The sequence below is a fragment of the Paenibacillus solanacearum genome (genome assembly GCF_910593845.1).
In the GTDB taxonomy this organism is placed as follows: Bacteria; Bacillota; Bacilli; order Paenibacillales; family NBRC-103111; genus Paenibacillus_G; species Paenibacillus_G solanacearum.
Genome location: NZ_CAJVAS010000031.1, coordinates 19,822 through 42,502 on the forward strand (window position 1 = coordinate 19,822; position 22,681 = coordinate 42,502).

The window sequence follows — 22,681 nt, forward strand, 5'->3', positions numbered from 1 at the left end:
CTAATCGACCGTAATGAACCAGTCCAGGTTTTGCGTGGCGAGAAGCTTGCGCTTTCCCTGAAATTCGGAGAATACCGAAACATTGTACTTTTTCATGAACACGAGTTTATAAATAAGGTCGGCATCGGATTTCGTTATTTTGTATTCATGCAGTCCCAGATCGACCTTCTTATCGTCGTCGCCCGGCTTGGATTCAAGATAGAGCACTTCTTCGATCGTCACGTTCCGGGCCGCGTCCTGGAACTGGATGATGAGACGCTGGCCATCGTTGGCGGTCTCATAGTACGTGTCTTTTTCCAGATTGTAATCGAAATTGATGCGAAGCGCTTTGTTATCGAGCTGGGTTTGCAGTTTGGAGATGGTGAGCTTATACGGGAAAAACTCGATATTTTTCAAATTCGTCTTCGGTCCCGGCTGTTCCTCGGGAAGCTCCATCTCCACCGCGTTCAAATAGGCGTCCGCCTTCTCGTCCAAGCCGGTCCAATGCGTGTCGGTCACCGCTTCGCCAACAATTAGCTTAAGCCCGGCACGATCCATATCTTTCGGCAGCTTGGCCGTGAGCGACTGTACGGCTTGGCCGGAAGGGTTCAGCTTCTGCTTGACTTCGCGGATTTTCATCGGGAACAGCCGTTCATCCGGCGTTTTCAGAAAAGCCGCGACCTTCGGCAGCGCAGATGACCGCTTCTCCAAATTCGTCGTCTCCAGCTGCACCTCGAACCATTGGGACGAATCATCCGCGTAGGAATTGACCGCTCTCGGCGCGTACATCGCACTGCGGCCGGCCCCGGTAATCGGCTGCTTGCTGCCGAGTGCAACCGCCTTCAGTCCCGTTCCCGTCAAGGGCATGTCAAACTGGGCCATTTCTTCCACAGTCTGCTCATTGACCTTCTCCTGCACAACGAGACGGGCCGCCGAATACGGGTAAGCATACGGAATTTTGGCCGCGAACTGCACATGCATCGGAACGCCCGGAGGCAAGCCGGCCGCGCGGTCCGTACGGATCGCCTTCGCCTCAATCTTGACCCCGTCGTCGAGCAAATAATACCCCTTCATCTCTGGGAATGGCAGCGAAGCGGCCTCCTGGTGCGTCAATGTCAAATCGGCGCTCAAGATATCCTGATCTTCCCAGGGCATCCGCTGAAGCTTCTCCACCTGCAGCCGGTACGTTCCGGTCAAATTCGTATAGTCGACCGGGCTGCCGAGCGGAATCGTCTCCAGCGCCGCCGCAGGCACGGTGAGCGACGCGATCGGATAATTCAGCTTCTGATCGCTCGTGATCGAGACGGGCTGGGAGATGACGACCTCCCATTCGCCTGTGGCCGCCGACTTCGGAAGCAGCGTCCCTTTCAGTTGAATCTCAACCGATACCTCCGGCGTTAGTTGCTGCTTATCCGCAGGCACGACCGCTTCCAGCGGGTAAGACGCCCCGCCGGCCGTCCGCAGCGCGTATTGCAGTCCCGGAAGCTTCAAGCTGGACCCGCCGCGATTCGTCAGCTTGAGCATCAGCCTCGGGCTCAAATGCGCTTCCTTCTCCTGCACGTAATTTTTCGTAACCTGCGCTTCCACCGGGAAGCTGCCGAAATTGAGCGTACGGCTGTCGCTCGGCGCGGAAAGCACCGAGTCCGCATCGTTGGGGAAAGCAATCGAACCGACCGTCTCTTCGAGCGCAGCCAAGTTGTAGTTCCAATGGGTAACCCGGAATTGCAAGTCGCCGAGCGTGACGCTGTCGTTCACTGGGGCGTAGAACGAATAGTCGACCCGCTGGCCCGCGGGAATGTCTTTCTTGGCCTTGTCCTGGGGCAGCAGCTGCGCTTCGAATTCGGTTCCGCTCTTGCTGCCCACGCGCACCCAATAGTCGAGAAACGACAGCGCCGCTGATTCCCCATTATCGACCGTCATCGTAAAAAACAACATGTTTCCGGTTTCGGAAGGCAGGATGACCGCATTTTTCAACTCAAAGTAGGCGTTCTTCGTCACATATACCAAAGGGAGCTGCTGCGCTGCGGACAATACGTCGCGCTGATATGCCGCGCTTTGGGCGTTCACAGCCGTCGCAGGTCCCGCACCAGCAGCCGGGACGGCGGCGAGGAGGCAGATCAGCGCCCATTTCACCTTGTTCGATCGGTACAATTTAGCGTTCCTCCTTCTGTTCCGGAGGCAGCAGCACGATGCGGCCGTCCTCCACCTGCACTCTCACTTTGTTCGACTGCTTCAGGCCGATCGTCTGCAGCATATCCGACGGAATTTGCAGCCGTCCCGCTTTGTCGATGACGGCATATTCCACGTGGGATTCTTCCTCCTCCGACTGCTGAGCGCCCTGCTCCAGCTCGGCCAGCTCGTCGGCGTATGATTTCCTCCGTATGATTTCCGACGACGTTTTGCCGTCGCGGATCGCCACGACGCGATCGACCTTTTTGGCAAGTAACGGGTCATGCGTTACGATCACGACCGTCAGCCCGAGATTCCGGTTCAATTCGCGGAACAGGTCGAGAATCTGATTGGCCATCTTCGTATCGACCGAACCGGTCGGCTCGTCGGCCAGCAGCAGCTTCGGCTGATTGGCCAGCGCAATGGCGATCGCCACCCGCTGCTGCTCGCCGCCCGACAGCTGGTTCAGCTTGTTGCCCCGGCGATGGCTCAGCCCTACCGCATCCAGCAGCTCGATCGCCCGTTCCCGCTTCCTCCTGCCCTTCAGCAGAATCGGCAGCTCGACATTTTCCTGCGCCGTCAAATACGGAATCAGGTTGCGCGCATTGTTCTGCCAGACGAAGCCGACCGTTTCCCGCTTGTATTTCACAAGATCCTTCTCGGTAAACTTGAGCAAATCTTTCCCGTCCACGAGCAGCTGCCCCGCCGAAGGGCGGTCGAGGCCGCCCAGCATGTTGAGCAGCGTCGACTTGCCGCTGCCGCTGTTGCCGATAATCGCCATCAGCTCGCCCGGGTCGACGTGCAGATCGAGCCCTTGCAGCGCGACGACTTCAAGGTCGGCGATTTTATATATTTTCACGAGGTTGTCACAATGTATCAACGCATAGCCTCCCTTAATCCTCGCCAAGCTTGACGGCTTGATGGATTTTGATCCGGGACAGCATGGACCCGAGAATGAACAGCCCGATCGCCAGCATGATGCCGACGATCATATACAGCTGCATTTGATCGCGCGGATCGAAGGTAACCTGGAACGGCGGCACTTGCGACGACGATTGCAGCGACAGCTGGAACATCGGCACGAACAGCCGGCTCGTCACGTTTCCGAGCAAAATGCCGATGGCAATGGCCGCGCCGGACGTCATCAACTGTTCGCCGACCAGCATGACCATCAGCTGCCGGAACGAGATCCCCATCGCCCGCAATATGCCAAGCTGCAGCACGCGCCCCGACAAGGACAGCACCCAATACAGCAGGAAGCCGCAGAAGCTGATAATGATCGATATGAGGAAGCCGAGCGTCATGACTCCGTTGATCGCGAGCTGGAACGGATCGTTCTTCACGCGGATCAGCATTTGCTTCGAATCGGTAAGCTCCGAAACCGGAATGTCCTTATCCTCCATCGCCTGATACAGCTGCTGGCTGCTCGCCTCCAACTTCATCTTCAGCCACACTTCGTAAGGCTCCAGCGCCATGTTATTTTGAATATACGAGAGATGGCCGACGACGAGCATCGGGTACTTGATCTTCGGCGCTGCTTTGGCATTGCCCGCTGCAGAGCCGGACGACGGCGTCTTATCGTTAAAATTCGGGTTCGGATTCCAGGACGGCCAGTAATCGATAATGCCGTATATGTTGAACATGGCGCTCTCCACGCCGTTCCAGCCCGCATACAGCGTATCGCCCGGTTTCAGGTGGAACCGGTCCGCAATCGACCGGGAGATCAAGACGGCGGAAGGCGAAGAAGCCATCAAATTCAAATAATCGTAAAAATGATGATCGAGCAGGCCGTTGCGCAGCCAGGAGGTGTATCCGAAATCATCCGTATCGATGCCCATCATCGTGATCGTTTCTTTCTCTTTGCCGACGGTCACCGACGCATCCTTCTTCACGAACACTTTGGCCGCGTGCTCCACGCCTGGAAGCTGCGTCATCGGCAGGAACGGAGGCTCGGAATACTGCACCTTCTTCTTCACGACCGGAATCGGCACGGTCGGCGTCACCGGTGCGGCGGGAGCTTCTTCGTCGCCGCTGTCCGCTTCGTCCATGTCTTCGCCGGCTCCCGCGATCGGTGCGTCGTCCTCCCATTTGATCTTCACCGCGATGTCGGCGCCGTTGGCGTACAATATTTTTTCGCTTGCATTTTTGTTGATCGTCCTTGCCGCGCTGGCGCTGAACATGCCTGTCGCGAGCGTGACGCTGAGGAACACCATAATCGCCTGGTACTGCGTCGTCGAGCGTCCGACCTGGAGCAGCGTCGAATACAGCGAAGGCGGCCACCATTTACGTCCCGCGGCGTACAGCAGCCGGATCAGGAACGGATAAATCCGCAGCAGCAAAAAGGCGGATCCTAAAATAAACAGCGCCGGAACGAGAAACAGCAGCGGGTCGATTTGCAGGTCCGAAGCGTCCAGCCCGAGCGCCTGCAAGTCGCCCATCCGCCGCCTGAACGATTGCAGCCCGTACAGCGCGACGCCGACAAGCGCGATGTCGATAAAATATTTGTGCCAGAACGAATGCTTGTGCTGGCGCGCCATCTGCTGCTTGTGGCCGACGATCGTCGCCCGCGTCGCGAACAGCACCGGCAATATCGTCATGACGATGGAGCAAAGCACGGCAACCAGGCCGTATTGATACGCGTCCTCCGTCAGCTTCACCTTCAGCGCCGCCCGTTGAACAAATTCGAGGAAGCCGTTGGAGGCGCCCAGCATCTTCGTCAGCTGCAGACCGAGCAGCGGCCCGATCGCCAGCGCCAGCGCACCTAGCAGCAGCCCTTCGACGAAGTAGCTTGCGACGATTTGCAGTCTGCTCGCCCCACGGCTGCGCAGAACGGCGATTTCGGTCTTTTGGCGGTCGGTAATCAGGTTGGACACCATGAACAAGTAATAGGCCAGCATGATCATGACCGGAACGTTAAGCGACCAGAGCATGACGCGGAGCTTTTCTTCTTTGGCGTAATACCCTGCCATCGTTTGCAATGCAGGCGCCTTCATCGATACGTTGTCAAAGCGTTCGTCCAGGAACGCCTCGGCACCGTTATACGCGAAAGCGAATTTGCCGATGGAGCTGAGCTCCATTGCATTGTAATCGACCGCCGTATACCAGATGGACGAACGGACGAAAGCCAGCTTCTCTTCCATGAACGATTGCTCGAACGTTTCGAACGGCAGCAGGAAGCTTCCCCGATAGCTGGACAAATAATTGTACCAGTACAGGTCGTCATACGCTTTGCGGTCGATGACGCCGACGACTTTGAAGCGCAGCGGGTTGGCCCCTTCGTCGGAAATGACGAACTCGTTGCCGACGACCATTTTGAAATTGGTCAGCGCTTCTTCCACGACCAGCACCTCGTATGTCCCGTTCACCGGCTCCTTCTTCGGCCACTGTCCGTCCTTCAGCACCGCATGCGCCTCCAGATCGCTCATGCCGACAATATCGGCGACCCGGTTGACTTCGGGGTCCACCCGGTCCGGATCGACCGGGCTCATCTTGAAGCGGTCCGTCGCCCGCTCGATCATATAGCTTTTGATCGGCAGATCGAGGCGCGGGAGCATCGTCTCCTTCATATACCGGTCGGCCTCGCGCATCCGTTTCACCGTTTCCTCGGCTCCCAGCTCGCTCGTCGAGTATACCGATGTCCACATCACGCCCGGATATTGCTCCGAATCGGTCTGCAGCAGCTCCAAATCTTTAATCAACAAGCGATGCAGGATGGCGTTCGTGTAGATCGGCATGCTGCTCGCCAGTCCCACGGAAATGACAAGCCCGAGCAGCAAGCTCAGCTCCAGCCATTTGTTCTTCACCATCTTGCGCAACATCATGACCAATAACGCCACGAAGCGTCACCTCAATTGTTTAAAATCACCTTCTGGCCTTCCTTGAGCCCCTTGCGGATCTCCACTTCGGTAGAAGAGACGACGCCTTTCTCGACATCGATTTCTTTGCGGCTGTCACCTTCCAGCACTTGTACGTAATCTCTGCCGAGGTAGGAACGAAGCCCGACCTTCGGTATGATCAGTATGTTTTCCCTTTGCTCCGTGACGATCGTAATATCGGCATTGTTGCCGATAGATACTTCGGGCGGCAGATCGGCGACGGAGATGACGACGGTTTTGGCATTTTTGTCATTGACCGCCTTCACGTCGGATTGCGGCGCCGTGGCGGGAATTTGCACGACCTGGCCTTGGAACGGCTTGCCCTTGATTTTCACGTCCGCCTGCATGCCGATTTGTATGCCCGTCAAGTCGGCCAAATTGGAAAACTCGTATACGAGCTTCATTCGTTTCGGATCCGATACCGTAACCAGCGTCTTGTACGCCGTCACCGGGTCGCCCTGCTTGATCGGATCGACGAAGGTGACAATGCCGTCGACGCTTGAGACGAGCTTGGCCCGCTGCAGCTGGCCGTTCAGCAGATCGAGCTGAATTTGCTCCTTCTGCACGTCTAGCAGCTTCAGCCGAATCGACGCCGCGTCGCCGCGCTGCTCTTCTTTCGCCTGCTCCAGCAAAATCTTGGCTTTTTCCACGACGAGCTCCTGCTGCTTGACCTTGCTGGCCAGATCGCCGGTTTCCAGCTGCGCAATGACGTCGCCTACCGCTACTTTCGTACCAAGCGATACGTTCATGGCATTAAGCCGTCCGCCCGATTCGGGAAAATACAAATATTGCAGCCGGTCCGAAGCAAACGTACCGACACCGGTCACCTGCTTCGTAATGTTGCCCCGCCTCACTTCGTACAGCTCGAAATTTTCTTTCACCGGCTTGACCAGCGGCGGCTTCAGCGCCTCTTCCTCTCTCGGAAGCAGACTGCAGCCGGATAAAACGGCGGACAGCGCCACCGTCAAGGCCAGCGGAGTCCATAGCCGCCGCCCGCCGGCAGCGTTAACCTTGTTCCACAATGTGCCCATCCTCCAATGCATATACTTGATCGACGATCTCCATGATGGCCGGGTCATGCGTTGTCAAAATGATCGTCATGCGCTCCTGCTGCACCAAATCTTTGAACACCTTCATCACCTGCAGCCCCATGCGGCTGTCGAGCTCCGCCGTCGGCTCATCGGCGAGCAGCAGCGAAGGCCGGTGCGCAATGGCCCGCGCAATCGCCACGCGCTGCTGCTCGCCCCCGGACAATTCAAACGGACGATGCTTCATCCTCGGCTTGAGGCCGACAAAATCGAGCGCCTGCTCGGCATATTCCCGCCGCTTGGAAGCGGCAATACCCGCGATCCGCAGCCCGAACTCGACATTCTCGTAAGCGGACATGTAAGGCACGAGCGCGAACGACTGGAAGATCAGACCGAGCTCTGTTCGGCGCAGCTCGTTGCGCTGCTTGTCGGACCACCCGGTAATGTCCTTCCCTTTGAAATAAATCGCGCCGTCCGTCGGCCGGTCGAGCGATCCGAGCATGTTAAGCAGCGTCGTTTTGCCCGAGCCGGACCGGCCCCTGAGCGCGACAAGGCGCCCGGGCGCGATGCTCAGATTCGCTCCGCGCAGCGCATGGACCGCCGCCGATCCTTTGCCGAACGTGCGCGTGACGCCGACGGCCTCGATAATCGGCTCGGTTTCAGGTAGACGATACGGAACATTCAAGATGCTTGCCCCCTTCCGATGTAAGCGTTCTCTATCTATTAGAGTAATGTTTGGAACGGCATAAAAAAAGACACCTTTTTGTTCGAAAAGGTGTCTTTTTGTTGGATGAGCATTCGGGAGCCCGCCAGCATGCCGGATAAGCCCGGGACAGAGCGGACGGCATGCGGAGGATATTACCGTCAAGCCGTGCATAAAATGGACTTCCAGCTCTGTTGAAATAAATCCGGCCAATGACCCGAGCGTGATGCCGCGTTCGTTCCTTCTGCCGGCCTACAGCTGGTCCACATATTCCTTCGGCGTACAGCCAACCATTCGCTTGAACGTTTTGGCGAACGCCTTCGCATCGTTGAAGCCGACTTCCTCGGCGATTTCGTACACTTTGCGGTCCCCGCTCTTCAGCAGCTTCTTCGCCGCGTCCATGCGGATGCGGGTCAATGCCTCGGATAAAGATTGTCCCGTCTCCTTGCCGTACAGATCGCTGATATAGCTGCGGCTTAGCCTGACATGGTCGGCAATATCCGTCGTGCTGATCGGTAAATGGTAATGGGCCTGCATATATTCGTAAGCTTTGCGGATAAAAGGGTTGCGCGATTCCATCCATTCATATCCCGATCCGCTCAGCAGCTCAAGCAGACCGGTCATCGCGGTCTCCGTCTCCCGAAGCAGCGTCTCAATCCGCAGATGCCGCCGCGGCGCTTCCGGCGACAAGTGCGCTCTGGCGAACTCGTTCAGATCGAGTCCTTCGTTATGCTGACGCGCAAAAGCGGCGGAGAGGCTGAGCAGCTCCTGAAAATAATCGTACACGAGCTCGGAGGCCGGCCGGCGCGTCCGGATTCGGCTGCCGATTTCCGCCAACGCATGCATCACCGCTTCGCCGTTGCCTCCGGAGAGTGCCCGCAAGAGGTTATGCTTTTCCGCATGCGGAAGCAGTCCCTCCTCTTCCGCTCTCCCGTTCTCCTCCGTTATCCACCCGTCTCCATAAAAGAAATGCTCCCGCTCGCTGCGGTGCCGCATCAGGGCGCCCCGCAATCCCCCGATGCCGCGAATTCCCGGGACGACGCTTATATGACTGGACGTAACCAGCGACGCCGCCCGCTGCTCCGCCAGCCGCTGCAGCGCGGCAACCGCCTGCTCTGGCCGAAGCCTCTCATCCGGCGTTTCCGAGGCCGTGTGCTCCGCGAAGATAAACATTGCTTGGCGCTCGCTCCATGGAATGACTGCGATGGCGTCGGAAGATGACCAGTCCGCTGCTGTCCAGGGCACGCCGGCAGCCAAATAAACCATGCAGCTGGTATATGTACCGGAGACGGCCTCCAGCTGCCGAACCAGACGTCCGAACGACGCCTCGTCCGGCGGCGTGTCCGCTTCCAGCATACGGCGCAGCTCCGCTCCGGCCTGCGATTGCCGGGATCGCTCCAGTTGGCTGCGGAAGCGGATCAGCTCCTCCGCTTCCGCACGTTCGCGCGCCAGCGCTTCCTTCGCTTCGCGCAGCACGGCGGCCAGACTCTCCGGCTCCATCGTCGGCTTCAATATATAGTCCCGCGCACCGAGCTTCATCGCTTCCTTTACGCATTGAAAATCGTCCAAGCAGCTCAGGACGACGATCGCAACGCGCGGTGTCCCGCCGCTGAGCTTCCGTACGAGCTCCAGCCCGTCCATACGGGGCATGAGGATGTCGGTCACGACGATATCGACCTCACCGGCCTGCACCGCTTCCCACGCCTCCATGCCGTCCTCCGCTTCTCCATACCACCGGAGCCCTTCCGATTCCCAATCGACCATCGTCCGAAGCACCTGGCGAATAATCGGCTCGTCATCCACAACCAACACGTTCATGCGCTATCCCCCGATTTGATGGATCGGCAGCGTCAGCCGGCATACGGTCCCTTCGCCGGGCTTCCCGATCATATGCAGATGATATCCGCTGCCGTAGTAGAGCCTGATTTTCTCCCGAATATGCCGCACGCCGATACCGCTCATCCGCTCGCGGACCCCGGCAGCGCCAAGCGCATCCGCCTTCTCCGGCTTAGCCTCGATCAGGCCGATCCCGTTGTCTTCGACCTCGCAAATCAGCAGGCTGCGCTTCAGGTCCAGGCTGACGCTCACCCGGATCCAGCCTTCCCGCTTGGCCGGCTCGATGCCGTGAACGATCGCGTTCTCCACGAGCGGCTGAAGCAGCATGCACGGCAGCAAGCAGTCATTCGCTCCCGCTTCGACCGTGCATGCCAGCCGTATTTTATCGCCGTAACGAAATCGCTGAATTTCCATATAATCTTGAAGCAAGCCGATTTCTTCTTTAATGGTAATGAAATCGCCTTTTTTTCCGAGACTCGCCTGCAGCAGCCGTACAAGCGCGGTGACTGCCTCAGAAATTTGCGGCGTCTTATGAAGCTTGGCCACCCACTTGATCGTGTTGAGCGTATTGTACAAAAAGTGCGGATTGAGCTGGTATTGCAGCGCTTCCATTTCCGCCTCTTTCTTGAGCGCTTCTTCCCGCTTCACCTGGCGGATCAGCTCCTCCAGCCGGTTCAGCATCTGGTTGTAACTGCCGCCGAGATCCTGCAGGGTACTGCTTTTCCCGACCCAATACGCCTTCCAATCGCCGCGTTCCGCCCGCTTCATCAATTGTCTCAGATGCTCGACCGGTGCTTGATAATAACGCCTGTACAAGAAGGCACTTGCTGCGCAGGCGGCCAGCAGCGTCAGCGTAAAGACAAGCGCCAGCGGCACGGCGCCGCGGCTGCCCGTCAGCAAGCCCGGAGGCGTCATCTCCGCGCGCGAATACCAGACCGCTTGCGGAAGCTCCAGCAGCTTCTGGGACACGAAACGGCCGCGGTCCCAGTAGTCGAAGCTGCCCCGCTCCGTGCCCGGACCTGGCCGGGCTATCGCCGGTTGTTCCGCCGCTTGGTACCGGTACAGCAGCTGACCGCGCTCGTTAAATACGGCCATGCCGCTGAGCAGCTGCTCTCCCGCCGCATCCTTCAACAGACGCGCGGTATTCAGCGACAGCGAGACCGTCCCTTTCACCACGCCGGTTCCTCTCTCCGTAATCGGCATGACATACATCAGTTCCTTGACCGGTTCCGACTCGCGTCCGGTCGTATTCGAGACGGCATACAGCAGCCTTTCATTGCGAGCGATCGCAGGAATCATGCGCGTGCCGAGCGCCGAACCTTCACTTCCCGCTTGATTGCACAGCGAGAGGCCCGCCTCGTCCTGCGTCACGCACAATTCCGAAATATAAGGAAACTGGGCTGCCTGGCGGCGAATCAGCGCGTCCAGCGCGTCCCTGTCTCCCGGCTCCTCCGATTCCCGGCTGAATCCGCTTTCGGCAAATCGCCGAACGGCACCGTCGGCGGCGAGCAGCCGGATCGTGCGGTCCAGCTCCAATACCGTCTGCTGCAGCCGCTGCGCGATTTGTTCATGCGTCCAGCGCATCTGCCGCTCCGTCTGTTCGCGGACCAGGGAAGCCGCCTGCATGTACACCAGAACTGCGGCGCCGGTCAATAGGAGCGTGCATACCGCTCCGATGTAAATAAGCAAACGAAGCATGTCGTTCCGTCTCCCGTGATGCGACTTAAGAAAACTTTCTGATCAAAGCCAAGGCCTAAACGATGGAGCGCCATTCGCTCTGCACCGGTGCTTCTCCCCCAAGCTCCGGGTCATCCAACTCCGATGAAATCGTATTCATCCGTTGTACAACAAAGCCCGTGGGGCTAGATGCCCACGGGCTTTGTTGACCGGGTGGTCGGCGGCACATTCATCCGAGCGGAAAGAACGCCTCGCCTCGGCCGAAACGACGGCCGTGACCCGACCCGCACCGGTATCGACCGATTAAGGGGTTCCCGCCATCTCCAGTGCCTGAGACGAGATTTCCTCTTTGAATTTGGTCATGCAGTTGCAAAGGAAGTCTTTGCGGCAAATCGGGCACGGTTCTTTTAACAGTCGGTTAATATGCGTCGGCACGGTTGCGCCTTCCACATCTTTACCGTAAATTAGACGGCAAACCGTACGATCTTTCAATTGCGCTACAATTTCAAACAATCCGGTTTTCGGATTGTTGCTTACGATTTTGGCATCGACGACCTGGGGTTGATATGCCAAGTTGAGCACCTCTTTCGAATATGTATTGGCATCTTGGGTTAGGTTGTACTAAGAATGATATCGCTTTTTATTACTTGCCGTCAAGCAAATTGCCGAGGCCTCCCAGGATGCTGCCTTCTTCCTTGCGTCCGCCCGGCCCCGCCGCGCTGATGACACGGTCGGCCAAACGGCTGAACGGAAGCGATTGAATCCATACGCGTCCCGGTCCGCGCAATGTTGCAAAGAACAGTCCTTCACCGCCAAACAGCGCGGTCTTGATTCCTTTGACGAACTCGATATCATAATCGATATCCTGCGTCATGGCGACGAGACACCCGGTGTCGACGCGAATCATTTCGCCCGGCTGCAGTACGCGCTCGCAAATCGCGCCCCCTGCATGAACGAACGCGAGGCCGTCTCCTTCGATCTTTTGCATAATAAAGCCTTCGCCGCCGAAAAAGCCCGCTCCGAGCTTGCGCTGGAAGTCGATGCCGATCGATACGCCTTTGGCCGCGCACAAAAAGGAATCTTTCTGGCAAATCAGCTTGCCGTCAAGCGTCGTCAAATCCATCGGCAAAATGCGCCCCGGATACGGGGAAGCGAAGCTGACGCTTTCCTTGCCGCGGCCCCGGTTCGTGAACAGCGTCATGAACAAGCTTTCGCCGGTCAGCAGACGCTTGCCTGCGCCGAACAGCTTGCCCATCAGCCCCGACCCTTGATTGCTGCCGTCGCCGAAGATCGTTTCCATTTGAATGTTTTGATCCATCATCATCATGCTGCCCGCTTCGGCGACTACGCTTTCTCCGGGATCCAGTTCAATCTCCACGTACTGCATTTCGGTTCCGCTAATGCGGTAATCAATTTCATGAGCGTTCATGATCCCACTCCTTCAAGTTCGTTGATTCGATCCGTTCAAATTCGATCGTTCTGGCCGTCCATTCGATGGAAGCTGCGGGATTTCGTTGAAGCTTCCGCGTAATCCATACGTTATGCAATCCAGCGCGGTTTCATTCTGGAGCAGTCTCCGCGCTGGACGCATTCATTCATTATTCCGTGTATTCGATCCGCAAGCAGGACGCCACTTCTTTCGCTTGCTTCCGCGCCTGCTCGACATCGTCGGAGGAGCTCAGCGCAACCGCCATCCGGCGTCCGACTTTCGTCTCCGGCTTACCGAACACGCGCACCTGCGAATTCGGCACGGCGAGCGCCTCTTCCAATCCGCCGATACGGAACTTTGCGGACTCGCGGTCCGCCTTCAGCGTATACGAAGCGCCCGGCGTCAGCAGCCGGATCGATGGAATCGGGAACCCTAGAATCGCCCGCACATGCAGCGCGAATTCAGACAAGTCCTGCGTAGCCATCGTCACCATCCCCGTATCGTGGGGCCGCGGGCTCACTTCGCTGAAATATACTTTGTCCGGCGCGAGGAATAATTCGACGCCATAAATCCCGGTGCCGCCCAGCGCCTCGGTAATTGCGCCGGCGATGTGTTCCGCCTCGCGGATTTGCGCTTCGCTCATGTCATGGGGCTGCCACGATTCGATATAATCCCCGTCCTTCTGAATATGGCCGATCGGCGCGCAGTATGTCGTACCGGACACAGAGCGGACGGTGAGCAGCGTAATTTCCGAATCGAAGCGAATGAACTCTTCCACGATGACACGCGTCATTTTCGCGCGCCCGCCTTCCATCGCGTAGTTCCACGAATGCTCCACGTCGTCCGGCGTACGGCATACGCTCTGCCCTTTGCCGGAGGAGCTCATGATCGGCTTAATAACGCATGGCGTACCGATCTCGGCGACAGCGGCCTTCAGCTCTTCCAGGCTGTCGGCAAACGCATATTTCGCCGTCGGCAAGCCCAGCGTCTCCGATGCAAGACGGCGGATGCCTTCGCGGTCCATGGTCAGCCGGGCGGCGTTGGCCGTGGGAACGACCCGGTAGCCTTCCCGTTCGAGTTCGACAAGCGTTTGCGTCGCGATGGCTTCGATCTCCGGCACGATCAAATCAGGCCGCTCCTGCTCAATGATCCGGCGCAGTTCCTCCCCGTCGAGCATATGTATGACATAAGAGCGATGAGCAACTTGCATGGCAGGTGCCGAGGCGTACCGGTCGACTGCGATCGTCTCGACACCCAGCCGCTGCGCTTCGATGATGACTTCTTTTCCAAGTTCGCCCGAGCCGAGCAGCATCATTTTTTTAGCTTGTCCCGATAAGGGAGCTCCGTACATAAAGATATTCCTCCTAGTAGGTCCATTGAATGAGTGCGAGCAAATCGTTCCATTTTTTTGCCTAACGCTTTTATACTGTAAAAGACAGCTTTTTTCAACCCAAATTTATGCAATGTACGCCGGACGCCCCAAATTTGGAGCAAATATGTGATAGCAGGGCCCAGCTCCCCGCTCCGCAAGTCGAATCGTTAGGGAATTCGCCGTTTTTGTGTTAAAATAATAGTAGATTACTATTAGTTAGTGTGTTGTTACAAAAAAGCTTACATTTGTCAAGTAGCTTATGCTAAAATGTAATGTAAAGAGGTGAAAGGCAATGGCAGATCAACTGCATTCCATGTGTCCCAAATTTGAAGCCGCCTTCGAAATTCTCGGCAAACGCTGGACCGGACTGATCATCCGCGTGCTGCTGCAAGGGCCATGCCGGTTCAAAGATATATCCGAAATGATTCCCGGAATGAGCGACCGGATGCTGGCCGAGCGATTTAAAGAATTGGAAGCGGCCGGTCTGATCTCCCGTCATGTATATCCCGAAACGCCGGTACGAATCGAATACGAGCTTACGGAAAAAGGAAAAGCGCTTCGTCCCGTGATGGACGAAGTGCAGCAATGGGGAGAGACGTGGGTATAGTTCCCGCGTCCCTTTTTTCCTTCAAGGACGCGCCCGGCCTTTAATGATACGTCGGCTCCGCGATATTCGTGACCGGGTAATAGTGCAGCGGCTGCCCGCAAACGGGACATGTCTCTGCGCCTTCCCGGTCGCCGAGCGCGTTCATGAACATGGAAAAAGAAAAAGACGATTCATGATTGATCGTCTGAATAATATCGATATGATCCGTATATGCGCAGCCGGCGGTATTGCAGCAAGCGCGCACTTTATAACAGCTGTTCACGAGATCCACGCCTCCTTCCAAGATACAGTGCCGCGGCCTACCGCGGTTGCTCTTCTTGGTATTTCCATCGGCTCGGATCGTCATGCATCTATGTTTTCATGTATGATTTCAATGCATTATGGCGTCTTCCCGTTTCCGGAGAGGACACGAGCGGTTCATGGCTTGAACGATCAGCTTGTCCAGCTCCATGCTCTTCTCCAGCACGTTCGCGTCCGTGAGAGCGAAGCCTTGCCCGTTGACAAGCGAGTCCAGATCGTCGATACAACTGCGAATTTGCCGTTCCAAATGTTCACAGATTAACATATGCTTGTCCCCCTTCATACATACTTGAATTTGAAAGACGCGATGTCTCGGATGGCGGATGTTCTTTATAAAGGATAACTCAGGCTGCTCCTGCCCGTCCCTGTGCGAGCAAGTCGTCCTTCCTTCAATCGGCTTTCTAATGCTTATTATGAACGGCAAACGTTTAATAAGTTGTAACCCGCTGTTTTCCGGCAATGAATTTTTTTAACATTTTCCTAACAATTCGAGGTGAAACGGATGACTGTCGTTTTGCTGATAGAGGATGATCAAAGTATTGCGGATATGATATCCATCTATTTAAGCGAAGACCAATATACGGTTTATTGCGCGAACGACGGGATGCAGGCGAAACAGCTGTTTCAAGAGCATGATCCTGACGTCGTTATTCTTGATCTGATGCTGCCGGACGCAAACGGAATCGATCTGTGCCGGTATTTTCGCGAAAGCTCCTCCGTTCCGATTCTGATCGTCTCCGCCAAGAACGAGGTGTCCGAACGGGTCCATGCGCTGCAAACCGGTGCCGACGATTACTTGTGCAAGCCGTTCAGCATGCGGGAGCTGGCTGCACGGACAAGCGCGCTCCTTCGCCGCTCGGCCATGCCGGTCCACTCCCAACGTAATGCCCCTGCCGTTGTGATCAAAAGCGTCCCGATGAAAGATATCGTCGTCGATCTGGAAAAACGCTGCATTTTTCTTCACAACCATCCGGTCGACACGACATTTTCCGAGTTTGAAATTATGAAAAACTTTTGGCTGAATCCCGGCAAAGTGTTTTCCCGCGAAGAGCTGCTGAATAAAATACGCGGCATCGATTCGTTCGTAACGGAACGGTCGGTCGACGTCCATATTACGAATCTGCGAAAAAAAGTCGAAATCGATCCGAAAGAACCGAAGCATATCAAAACAGTGTGGGGCGTCGGCTATAAATTTGAAATTTAAACTTTCCTTTCCACAATAAACGCCGCTTACCCGGTTGCTCCGGGAGCGGCGTTCGTCGTGATTCCGATGCTCATTTGCGCGTATTCGTATCGATTGGGAATACGTGCTGCACCATCGTGTTGAACTCATTCAAATAGTCGTACAGATTCCCTTTTTCCTTCTCTTCTTTGCCATAAAACCGAACGCGCTGCACAAAATTCGGGTTCGCCGACACGAAAATTTGTTTGAATGATTTTTGGGACAAGGCTTGCGTCTGCTTGCGGATTTCGGTAGCCGTCTCAGTCGAGAGCCCTCCGTGCTCCGTCCACGAAATACGCTCCGGCTTCAATCCTGTTCCGAACAATCCCACGCCGCCTTTGGAATGAACCGGGTTGCTCGTCACTTCGGGAGACGCTTCCGCATCCGGGTTATGTCCGTCAAGCACGACGGCGACAAAGGCATTCGCTTCCGTCACCAGTACCTGGGCGGATTGAATGCCCGGCAAGCTCATCAGCTTCTGCGCCACTTGCGGATCGAATTGGATCGACTTCGACAAGAGCGGATTGTTCGGGTCGAGCGGATACCGGTTGCCCGCCTCGTTCGTTTGTTTCTGGTTTTGTTCGTTCACCCAGCGTTCCTTGACGCCTAATGAAGGATTCTCATTATTGCGGGAATCGCGGTCAAACATTGCCTGCTGCCGCCCATCTTCCAGACCGCCTCCCGGTCTGCTCTGTTGCGGCCGGTTGCCTCCGCAGCCTGCCGCCGTTAACGTGCAGGCGATGCATAATGCCAGCAGCAGCCGGCGGTTGCGGCGTTGTGCCATATTCATCCTGTAGAGTCCTCCCTGTTTGCAGCCTCGCGCAAGTTCACGCTTTCTCCTTTAGGATGAATCAACCTCGGGAAAATATGCGGCAGCAAGAAAAAAGGAGCTTCCTCGCGTAACCGAGGAAACCCCTTAGACTTCGATTGCTTATTCTTGCCGGTCCAGCCGTTCGAGCAGCTTGCGGACTTCTTCCTGAGACAGCTCCCCCGCTTGCTTGAACAAGCGCAGCTGTTCTTCGATTTCTTTGCCGATCGCTTCATGCCGTGCCTCTTCATCCGTGTAAGTCGGATCGAACCATACGTAATCGCCTTCCGGCCCGTTACGCAGAAACGGCTTGCTCCAGTGCTCCGGATAAGCATACGGCGCACCGCTGAACAGAATGCCGAGCACATCGTCGCTGCCGAGCGGCATCAGATGATGAAATATTTCTTCTTGCCCAGATCCGGGACCCGCCGCGGCCAAATTGCGGTGCAGGTAAGCGTAATGAAGATAATGCTCCCCTGTCGCCTTGTCCTTGGCAATCTCATACAGCTCCAGCTCATCTTCCTTCAACGGTTTGACGGTCTCCAGCCTATCGGCAATGGAGGCCGAAGCTACGCGCTTGCTGTCCTGCCATGATTCACTCACCTCTAGCCGCCTCCTTAGTGTCGGGAATACCGGATGCTCGCGCTGCTGCGGCCGATGAAACTTGCGCCGGCAGCTCGTCCTGCAGGCGCAGCGACCGCCTCGGAAGCCGCCATTTGAGCTGTACGGACAACATGCGCAGGGCAACGACCGCGAAGAACAGAGACAATACCGGCACAGGGCCTTCCAAGACGCCAAGACCGATGACAAGACCTGCCACCAGCCCCCACACGGCATAAATTTCATCGCGCAGCACAAGCGGCTTGCGGCCTGCGAGCACATCGCGAATCATGCCGCCCCCGATGCCGGTCAGCATCGCGGCTACCATGATGGCGCTGAGCGGCACGTTCATTTGCGCCGCATACATCGCTCCCTGAATGGAGAAAGCGGACAGACCAATGGCATCGAAGAACGTCTCCCATGTTTTCCATTTACGTATCCAGCCGACCGGAACGATAAACACGAGAAATGCGGCAATGACGGCGGTTCGCAAATACAGCCCCTGTTCCCATAAGGTCGTCACCGGGATGCCGATCAGCAAGTTTCGGACGACACCGCCGCCGAATGCCGTTACGAGCGCGAGAACGAATACGCCAAGGATGTCGTATTCTTCTTCCATGGCGACGACCGCCCCCGATACCGCGAAGGCGATCGTGCCGATGATGCTGAATAATAATTGCAAATTGATTTCTAGCAGCGCTTCCATGTCAAGCTTACAGACTCCAATCCAGGTCGACCTTATTGCCCGTGCGGGAAGATTCGTAGATCGCTTCAAGCACAAGGCTATTCGCGAGACCCGACATCGCCGAAGTCAGCGGCTCCTGGCCGGTGCGGACGCATTCGATGAAATGGCGGCTCATCCGTGCGCGCGGTCCTTCATCCGCTGTCGGAGCTGTCAGCTCAACATCCGCGGTACGGTCGAAGAGCTCGGTATGCAAGCGTCCCTTGCCGTCGCCGAGCGATGCACCGCCTTCCGTTCCCATCAAGTGCACGTATGCGCCATTGTTCTGGAAGCTCGTGTGCGCCGCCCAGCTGACGTCCAGCGTAAGCGTGCCCCCGTTATCCAGCTTGATCAGCGCCGTAGCCAGATCTTCCACATCGTAGAAGCCGTTCCAATCCGGCTTGCCCCAGGTGCCGATGCCGCGCTTGTGCGGACCGAATTCGGCATACGTCGTGCCGAATACCGAGACCGGCTTGGCGCCGCCCATGAAATGGAGCGACAGGTCAAGCATATGTACGCCGATGTCAATCAGCGGGCCGCCGCCCGATTTGCTCATTTGCGTGAACCAGGTGCCCCAGCCCGGAATGCCTTTACGGCGCATCCATCCGGTTTTGACGTTATACACTTGCCCGAGGGCGCCTTTATCGATCTGTTCCTTCACTTGCAGGTTGATCCATTCCCAGCGTCTTTGATGGGACATCATGAGCGTTTTGCCGGACTGCCGATGCGCTTTGACAATTTCCTTGGCCGCCGCCGCATTGACCGCCATCGGCTTTTCGAGCAGCACATGCTTGCCGGCTTTCAGTGCGTTGATCGCTACCGGCGCATGCGCTTCATTCGGCACGCAAACGATGACGGCATCGATGCTCGGGTCCTGCACCAGCTCCTGATACGATTCGTACACTTTCGGAATCCCGTACTTGCTCGCTCTCTCCACCGCCAGCGGCTGGTACACGTCGGTTACGGCCGCCACATCGACATCCGCCAATTTCTTGAATTCCTGGATATGCACGTTGCCGATGTTGCCGGCGCCAATGATGCCGATTTGAATGTTATCGTTCGCACTCATGCTCCCTCTCATGCCTCCAATTGAAATAAGATCAATACGTCATATCAAACAGTACCTACTATACCACCAAAAGGAAATTTATAAAATCCCCATATCTTTCGCTTTTTGCGCTGCCTCTTTGCTGCTTTTTCCGCCGAGCTTTTTCAAAATATGGCCGACATGCACTTTGATCGTCCGGATAGAGACGACGAACTTGTCGGCGATTTGCGTCTGCGTATGGCCCTTTTCAATCAAATCCAGCACTTGGATTTCGGTCGGGGTCAGCAAATTTTTGAGCTCCTTCAACCGTACCTCGTGCTCCAGCTGCTTCAGCCGGCGAAACTCCTCCCTCATCTGGGCGGCCACGCTCGGGTGAATCGCGCTGCGGCTCTGGTACGCGCTGCGGATCGCCTGCGGAATCTCGGTGAAGTTCGACTTCACCATATAATCGACGGCGCCAGCCTTGAACGCCTCGAAGATCATTTCCTTCTCCTCCATCGACGAGAGCATGATGACCCGCGCGCCGCTGCATTTGACGATCTCCGCGGCAGCCCACAAGCCTTCCGGGTTATCGGACATCATGATGTCCATGAGCACGACGTCCGCTTCCGTTTGCTCCAGAAACGCTACGCCCGCTTCACCGGTCGACGCTTCGCCGATGATCTCGATATCGGGCTCCTTCTGCAGATAGCTCTTCAGTCCTCTGAGCCAGTCCGGGTCGTCCTCGCAAATGAATACGCGAATTTTCGGAGCATTCGTTTCCATCTCGGTCCCACTCCTTTCAGGCCGGCAGCCGCTTGTTTTTCGGGAACTGCATGAATACGCTCGTTCCTTGTCCGGGCTTGCTGTGAATATTCATCGTGCCTTTATGCTTATGAACAATATTATAACAGTACGACAAGCCTAAGCCGAAGTTTAATTTTTTCCCGCTCTTCGTCGTATAGAACGGATCGAATGCGCGTTTCAGCTGCGCTTTGTCCATCCCGCTTCCGCTGTCTTTGATCTCAACGACGATTTTACGCTTCGTTTCCGTCAGCCGGACCGTCAGGCTTCCGCCCTGCGGCATCGCTTCGAGCGCATTGGTCATCACGTTGGTCCACACTTCCGTCAGCTGCGCCCTGTCGCCGATCAGTGCTCCCTTGTAGACGTACTGTTCTTTCACTTCGACGGAGGACAGCTGCGGCGCCAGCATGCGGAGGCATTCGCTGAGCAGCTCTGCCGGGCGAAGCTTCTCCAGACGAAGCTCCACTTCCTGCGTCTGCCCCTGGATCCGGTACAGCATATCGTAAATATGCTGCGAGGCAGCCATAATGACTTCGACGTCCTGCACGACCTGCTCAGGAGAGGCGTTGCCTTCCTCCGCTTCGGATTTGATTTTTTCGCCGAACAACCGGATTTTGCCGACATCGTTTTTGATCGCGTGATTCAGAATCGACGTTCCTGATGTAATGGCGCGCAGCGTATAATCGAGCTTCTGGTTTTGGATCGAAATTTGCAGGCCCATAAACCCGTAGCGCAAGCTGGAACCGATAATCACCGCGAGCGTAAACGCAATCACCCACGCGTTATACCGCCACAGCTCATACATTTGAAAAAACGCAGGCAGCACGTATAACGTAAACATGGCAAAACATAGCGGCGGCGCAGCGGCCGTTGTCGTCAGCAGCCGATTACGGCGCAAAAATGAATTGCGCTCGCGTAAGATCGAATGAATGAGCATGACCGTTCCGGCGATAATATACGGCGTTGCCCAAAAAATGACATAGCGGTACGGAATCGGGTCCCCCCGCATCGGTTCAAAGGCGAAGGATACCGCAGGCGGGACGATCAGCAGCCATGGAAGGAGCCGTTTGGCGCGCCGATCCCATAATGGGTAATCCGGATAATAATGAATCGCAAACATAAGGAACGTATACGGCAGCCCGTAATAGCACAGCAGCGAGCTCGCCAGTTCCGCCTTGGCCAGCACCAGCGCTACCGGCGCCGTCAGCCATTGCCGTTCGAACGCATACGGAATAACGTGATCCCCCATGACTGCCGACAGCCCGCCGCTGCCGCCCGTAAAGGCGATGGCGCTAAGCCAGCGGGTGATCGGCCGCTTCGGATCCGTTGCCAGCAGGAGCACGCCCACTGTCCACAAACCGATAAGCACAAACAGCATCGCTGTCACTCCCGACCGTCATTCTAATATTCTTTCTTCAGCTGCTCCAGCTCGGCCAGGCACTTCTCTGCGAACCGAATCGTTCGCCGCATCTCTTCCATATCGGCCTCCAGCGCCTGCTGCAGCGATTGATGATAATCGGGAACGCTGCCTTGATACGGCCGGATCGTCTCGATCGGCATCAGCGCGATTTCCTGGTAGCTGAGCGCGCGCCGCTGATGGAAGAACGCGACGTCCGGGTTATCCGGATGATGTAAATTTCCTTGCTTCGGATGCTTGACAACCGCCAAAATTTTGACGGCCGCTTTCGCCGGCGACGATTGTTCGACCACTTCTCCGATATACTCTCCTGTTTTGTATGACGCCCGGACCAGGCTGCCGGCGGTGAATCCTGCATGGTTCATTAGGGGTTCCTCCCGTTGCTTCGTTTAGGATGATGATTCTTCTTGTTTCATAAAACGGTACAGCTCGTCGACCGATCCCATGCGATACGTTCGCTCTCCGGCCCTTCCTCCGTTCAGCCGCAGCAGGCAGGGCACGCTTTCGATCTGCCATTCGAACGGCAGTGTACGGCACGCGTTCACGTTGCATTTGCCCAGCGGCAGCCGCGAGTCCAGCTCGAGCACAACCTCCAGCATCCGCTCGCCGACCTTGCATGTGCCGCAAAGCGGCGTGTAAAAATACACATACCGCGTTTCGGTCCCGCTCCCGGCCGCAGGGTCTTCCATCCATTGCAGCAGCTGTGCTTCCGACCATTCCTGCAGCCTCATCCGCTCTCCTCCGAACTCTTTGAATAGTAAAGTATTGCTTCCGGGCACTTCTATCCGGTAGAATGAAACTATATTGGACAGGGAAGGTGTATACGATGTCGGACTCCACGAATACGAATGATACGTCGGCTGCTCCCGACGCGCCGCGCAAAGTAAGCTTGGCGGACGCGATTAAAAACAAGCTCGCTCAAAAAAAGCAGCAGCAAGACGGTAAAGGCAGCGGACCGCTGCGCGCAGGCAATGAAGCCACCATGCGCAGCCAAAACAACAAAAAGCCGAATAACCAACGGCGCCGTACCGGCGGAAGCTGATCGGCCTTATGGTAAAGAAGGATGAGCGCTCGTCTTCGAATGAAGGCAGCGGCTCATCCTTTTTT

At 56.5% G+C, this 22,681-nt stretch carries 23 protein-coding genes; 3 read left to right on the forward strand and 20 right to left on the reverse strand.

All coding sequences use genetic code 11. The features are described 5' to 3' along the window. From KXG62_RS24445 to purT, 10 genes are all read right to left on the reverse strand, one after another. Window positions 1-2,130, reverse strand: a complete 2,130-nt coding sequence (locus KXG62_RS24445; protein ID WP_218094642.1) for a hypothetical protein — start codon at window positions 2,128-2,130, stop codon at window positions 1-3. Between the two features lies 1 nt (window position 2,131). Further along, window positions 2,132-3,028, reverse strand: a complete 897-nt coding sequence (locus KXG62_RS24450; protein ID WP_218094643.1) for an ATP-binding cassette domain-containing protein — start codon at window positions 3,026-3,028, stop codon at window positions 2,132-2,134. Between the two features lie 13 nt (window positions 3,029-3,041). Next, window positions 3,042-5,984 (reverse strand): ABC transporter permease, encoded by a 2,943-nt coding sequence (locus KXG62_RS24455; RefSeq protein WP_218094644.1) that lies wholly within the window; start codon window positions 5,982-5,984, stop codon window positions 3,042-3,044. An 11-nt stretch (window positions 5,985-5,995) separates the two neighbouring features. After that, window positions 5,996-7,045, reverse strand: coding sequence for an efflux RND transporter periplasmic adaptor subunit (locus KXG62_RS24460; protein ID WP_425517375.1), 1,050 nt, complete (start codon window positions 7,043-7,045; stop codon window positions 5,996-5,998). Next, on the reverse strand, window positions 7,029-7,736 hold the full coding sequence (locus KXG62_RS24465) for an ABC transporter ATP-binding protein (protein WP_218094646.1): 708 nt from the start codon (window positions 7,734-7,736) through the stop codon (window positions 7,029-7,031). Before KXG62_RS24465 ends, KXG62_RS24460 begins: the two co-directional genes overlap by 17 nt. Window positions 7,737-8,006: 270 nt before the next feature. After that, the gene (locus KXG62_RS24470; protein ID WP_218094647.1) at window positions 8,007-9,572 is read right to left on the reverse strand and encodes a response regulator; all 1,566 of its coding nucleotides are present in this window, start codon (window positions 9,570-9,572) and stop codon (window positions 8,007-8,009) included. 3 nt (window positions 9,573-9,575) lie between these two features. Beyond that, window positions 9,576-11,288 carry a sensor histidine kinase gene (locus tag KXG62_RS24475; RefSeq protein ID WP_218094648.1) on the reverse strand — a complete coding sequence of 571 codons (1,713 nt, stop codon included), beginning with the start codon at window positions 11,286-11,288 and terminating at the stop codon, window positions 9,576-9,578. A 282-nt stretch (window positions 11,289-11,570) separates the two neighbouring features. Further along, window positions 11,571-11,849 (reverse strand): hypothetical protein, encoded by a 279-nt coding sequence (locus tag KXG62_RS24480; RefSeq protein WP_246627620.1) that lies wholly within the window; start codon window positions 11,847-11,849, stop codon window positions 11,571-11,573. Window positions 11,850-11,910: 61 nt separating this feature from the next. Further along, window positions 11,911-12,696: a TIGR00266 family protein gene (locus KXG62_RS24485; RefSeq protein ID WP_218094650.1), complete on the reverse strand. Its 786-nt coding sequence runs from the start codon at window positions 12,694-12,696 to the stop codon at window positions 11,911-11,913. Between the two features lie 169 nt (window positions 12,697-12,865). Beyond that, complete coding sequence (gene purT, locus KXG62_RS24490; RefSeq protein WP_218094651.1) at window positions 12,866-14,047, reverse strand: formate-dependent phosphoribosylglycinamide formyltransferase; 1,182 nt, start codon at window positions 14,045-14,047, stop codon at window positions 12,866-12,868. Window positions 14,048-14,360: 313 nt separating this feature from the next. On the opposite strand from purT, the gene KXG62_RS24495 reads away from it, so the two are divergent. Beyond that, window positions 14,361-14,675 carry a winged helix-turn-helix transcriptional regulator gene (locus KXG62_RS24495; protein WP_218094652.1) on the forward strand — a complete coding sequence of 105 codons (315 nt, stop codon included), beginning with the start codon at window positions 14,361-14,363 and terminating at the stop codon, window positions 14,673-14,675. A 40-nt stretch (window positions 14,676-14,715) separates the two neighbouring features. Here the strand turns inward: KXG62_RS24495 and KXG62_RS24500 are convergent, their stop codons facing one another. Together KXG62_RS24500 and KXG62_RS24505 are read right to left on the reverse strand one after the other, a co-directional pair. Then, complete coding sequence (locus tag KXG62_RS24500; RefSeq protein WP_218094653.1) at window positions 14,716-14,937, reverse strand: hypothetical protein; 222 nt, start codon at window positions 14,935-14,937, stop codon at window positions 14,716-14,718. Window positions 14,938-15,045: 108 nt separating this feature from the next. After that, window positions 15,046-15,240, reverse strand: a complete 195-nt coding sequence (locus tag KXG62_RS24505) for an aspartyl-phosphate phosphatase Spo0E family protein (RefSeq protein WP_218094654.1) — start codon at window positions 15,238-15,240, stop codon at window positions 15,046-15,048. 237 nt (window positions 15,241-15,477) lie between these two features. Here KXG62_RS24505 and KXG62_RS24510 point away from each other — a divergent pair, with 237 nt between their 5' ends. Next, window positions 15,478-16,179, forward strand: coding sequence for a response regulator transcription factor (locus tag KXG62_RS24510; protein WP_218094655.1), 702 nt, complete (start codon window positions 15,478-15,480; stop codon window positions 16,177-16,179). Window positions 16,180-16,249: 70 nt separating this feature from the next. Here KXG62_RS24510 and KXG62_RS24515 read toward each other — a convergent pair whose 3' ends face one another. From KXG62_RS24515 to KXG62_RS24550, 8 genes are all read right to left on the reverse strand, one after another. After that, on the reverse strand, window positions 16,250-16,987 hold the full coding sequence (locus KXG62_RS24515) for a YhcN/YlaJ family sporulation lipoprotein (protein WP_246627621.1): 738 nt from the start codon (window positions 16,985-16,987) through the stop codon (window positions 16,250-16,252). A 141-nt stretch (window positions 16,988-17,128) separates the two neighbouring features. Next, window positions 17,129-17,608, reverse strand: a complete 480-nt coding sequence (locus tag KXG62_RS24520; RefSeq protein WP_218094656.1) for a hypothetical protein — start codon at window positions 17,606-17,608, stop codon at window positions 17,129-17,131. Beyond that, window positions 17,601-18,311 (reverse strand): trimeric intracellular cation channel family protein, encoded by a 711-nt coding sequence (locus KXG62_RS24525; RefSeq protein WP_218094657.1) that lies wholly within the window; start codon window positions 18,309-18,311, stop codon window positions 17,601-17,603. The genes KXG62_RS24520 and KXG62_RS24525 overlap by 8 nt, the downstream gene beginning before the upstream one ends. 7 nt (window positions 18,312-18,318) lie before the next feature. Then, window positions 18,319-19,395, reverse strand: coding sequence for a Gfo/Idh/MocA family protein (locus tag KXG62_RS24530; RefSeq protein WP_218094658.1), 1,077 nt, complete (start codon window positions 19,393-19,395; stop codon window positions 18,319-18,321). A gap of 78 nt (window positions 19,396-19,473) precedes the next feature. Then, window positions 19,474-20,139: a response regulator gene (locus KXG62_RS24535; RefSeq protein ID WP_218094659.1), complete on the reverse strand. Its 666-nt coding sequence runs from the start codon at window positions 20,137-20,139 to the stop codon at window positions 19,474-19,476. Window positions 20,140-20,155: 16 nt separating this feature from the next. Continuing rightward, window positions 20,156-21,535 (reverse strand): sensor histidine kinase, encoded by a 1,380-nt coding sequence (locus tag KXG62_RS24540; protein WP_218094660.1) that lies wholly within the window; start codon window positions 21,533-21,535, stop codon window positions 20,156-20,158. A 23-nt stretch (window positions 21,536-21,558) separates the two neighbouring features. Continuing rightward, a complete protein-coding gene (gene kapB, locus KXG62_RS24545; protein ID WP_218094661.1) occupies window positions 21,559-21,939 on the reverse strand; it encodes a kinase-associated lipoprotein KapB in 381 nt (126 codons plus the stop codon). Window positions 21,940-21,963: 24 nt separating this feature from the next. Further along, window positions 21,964-22,305: a thioredoxin family protein gene (locus KXG62_RS24550; RefSeq protein WP_218094662.1), complete on the reverse strand. Its 342-nt coding sequence runs from the start codon at window positions 22,303-22,305 to the stop codon at window positions 21,964-21,966. A gap of 95 nt (window positions 22,306-22,400) precedes the next feature. On the opposite strand from KXG62_RS24550, the gene KXG62_RS24555 reads away from it, so the two are divergent. Further along, window positions 22,401-22,616: a hypothetical protein gene (locus KXG62_RS24555; RefSeq protein WP_218094663.1), complete on the forward strand. Its 216-nt coding sequence runs from the start codon at window positions 22,401-22,403 to the stop codon at window positions 22,614-22,616. Window positions 22,617-22,681: the final 65 nt, after the last annotated feature.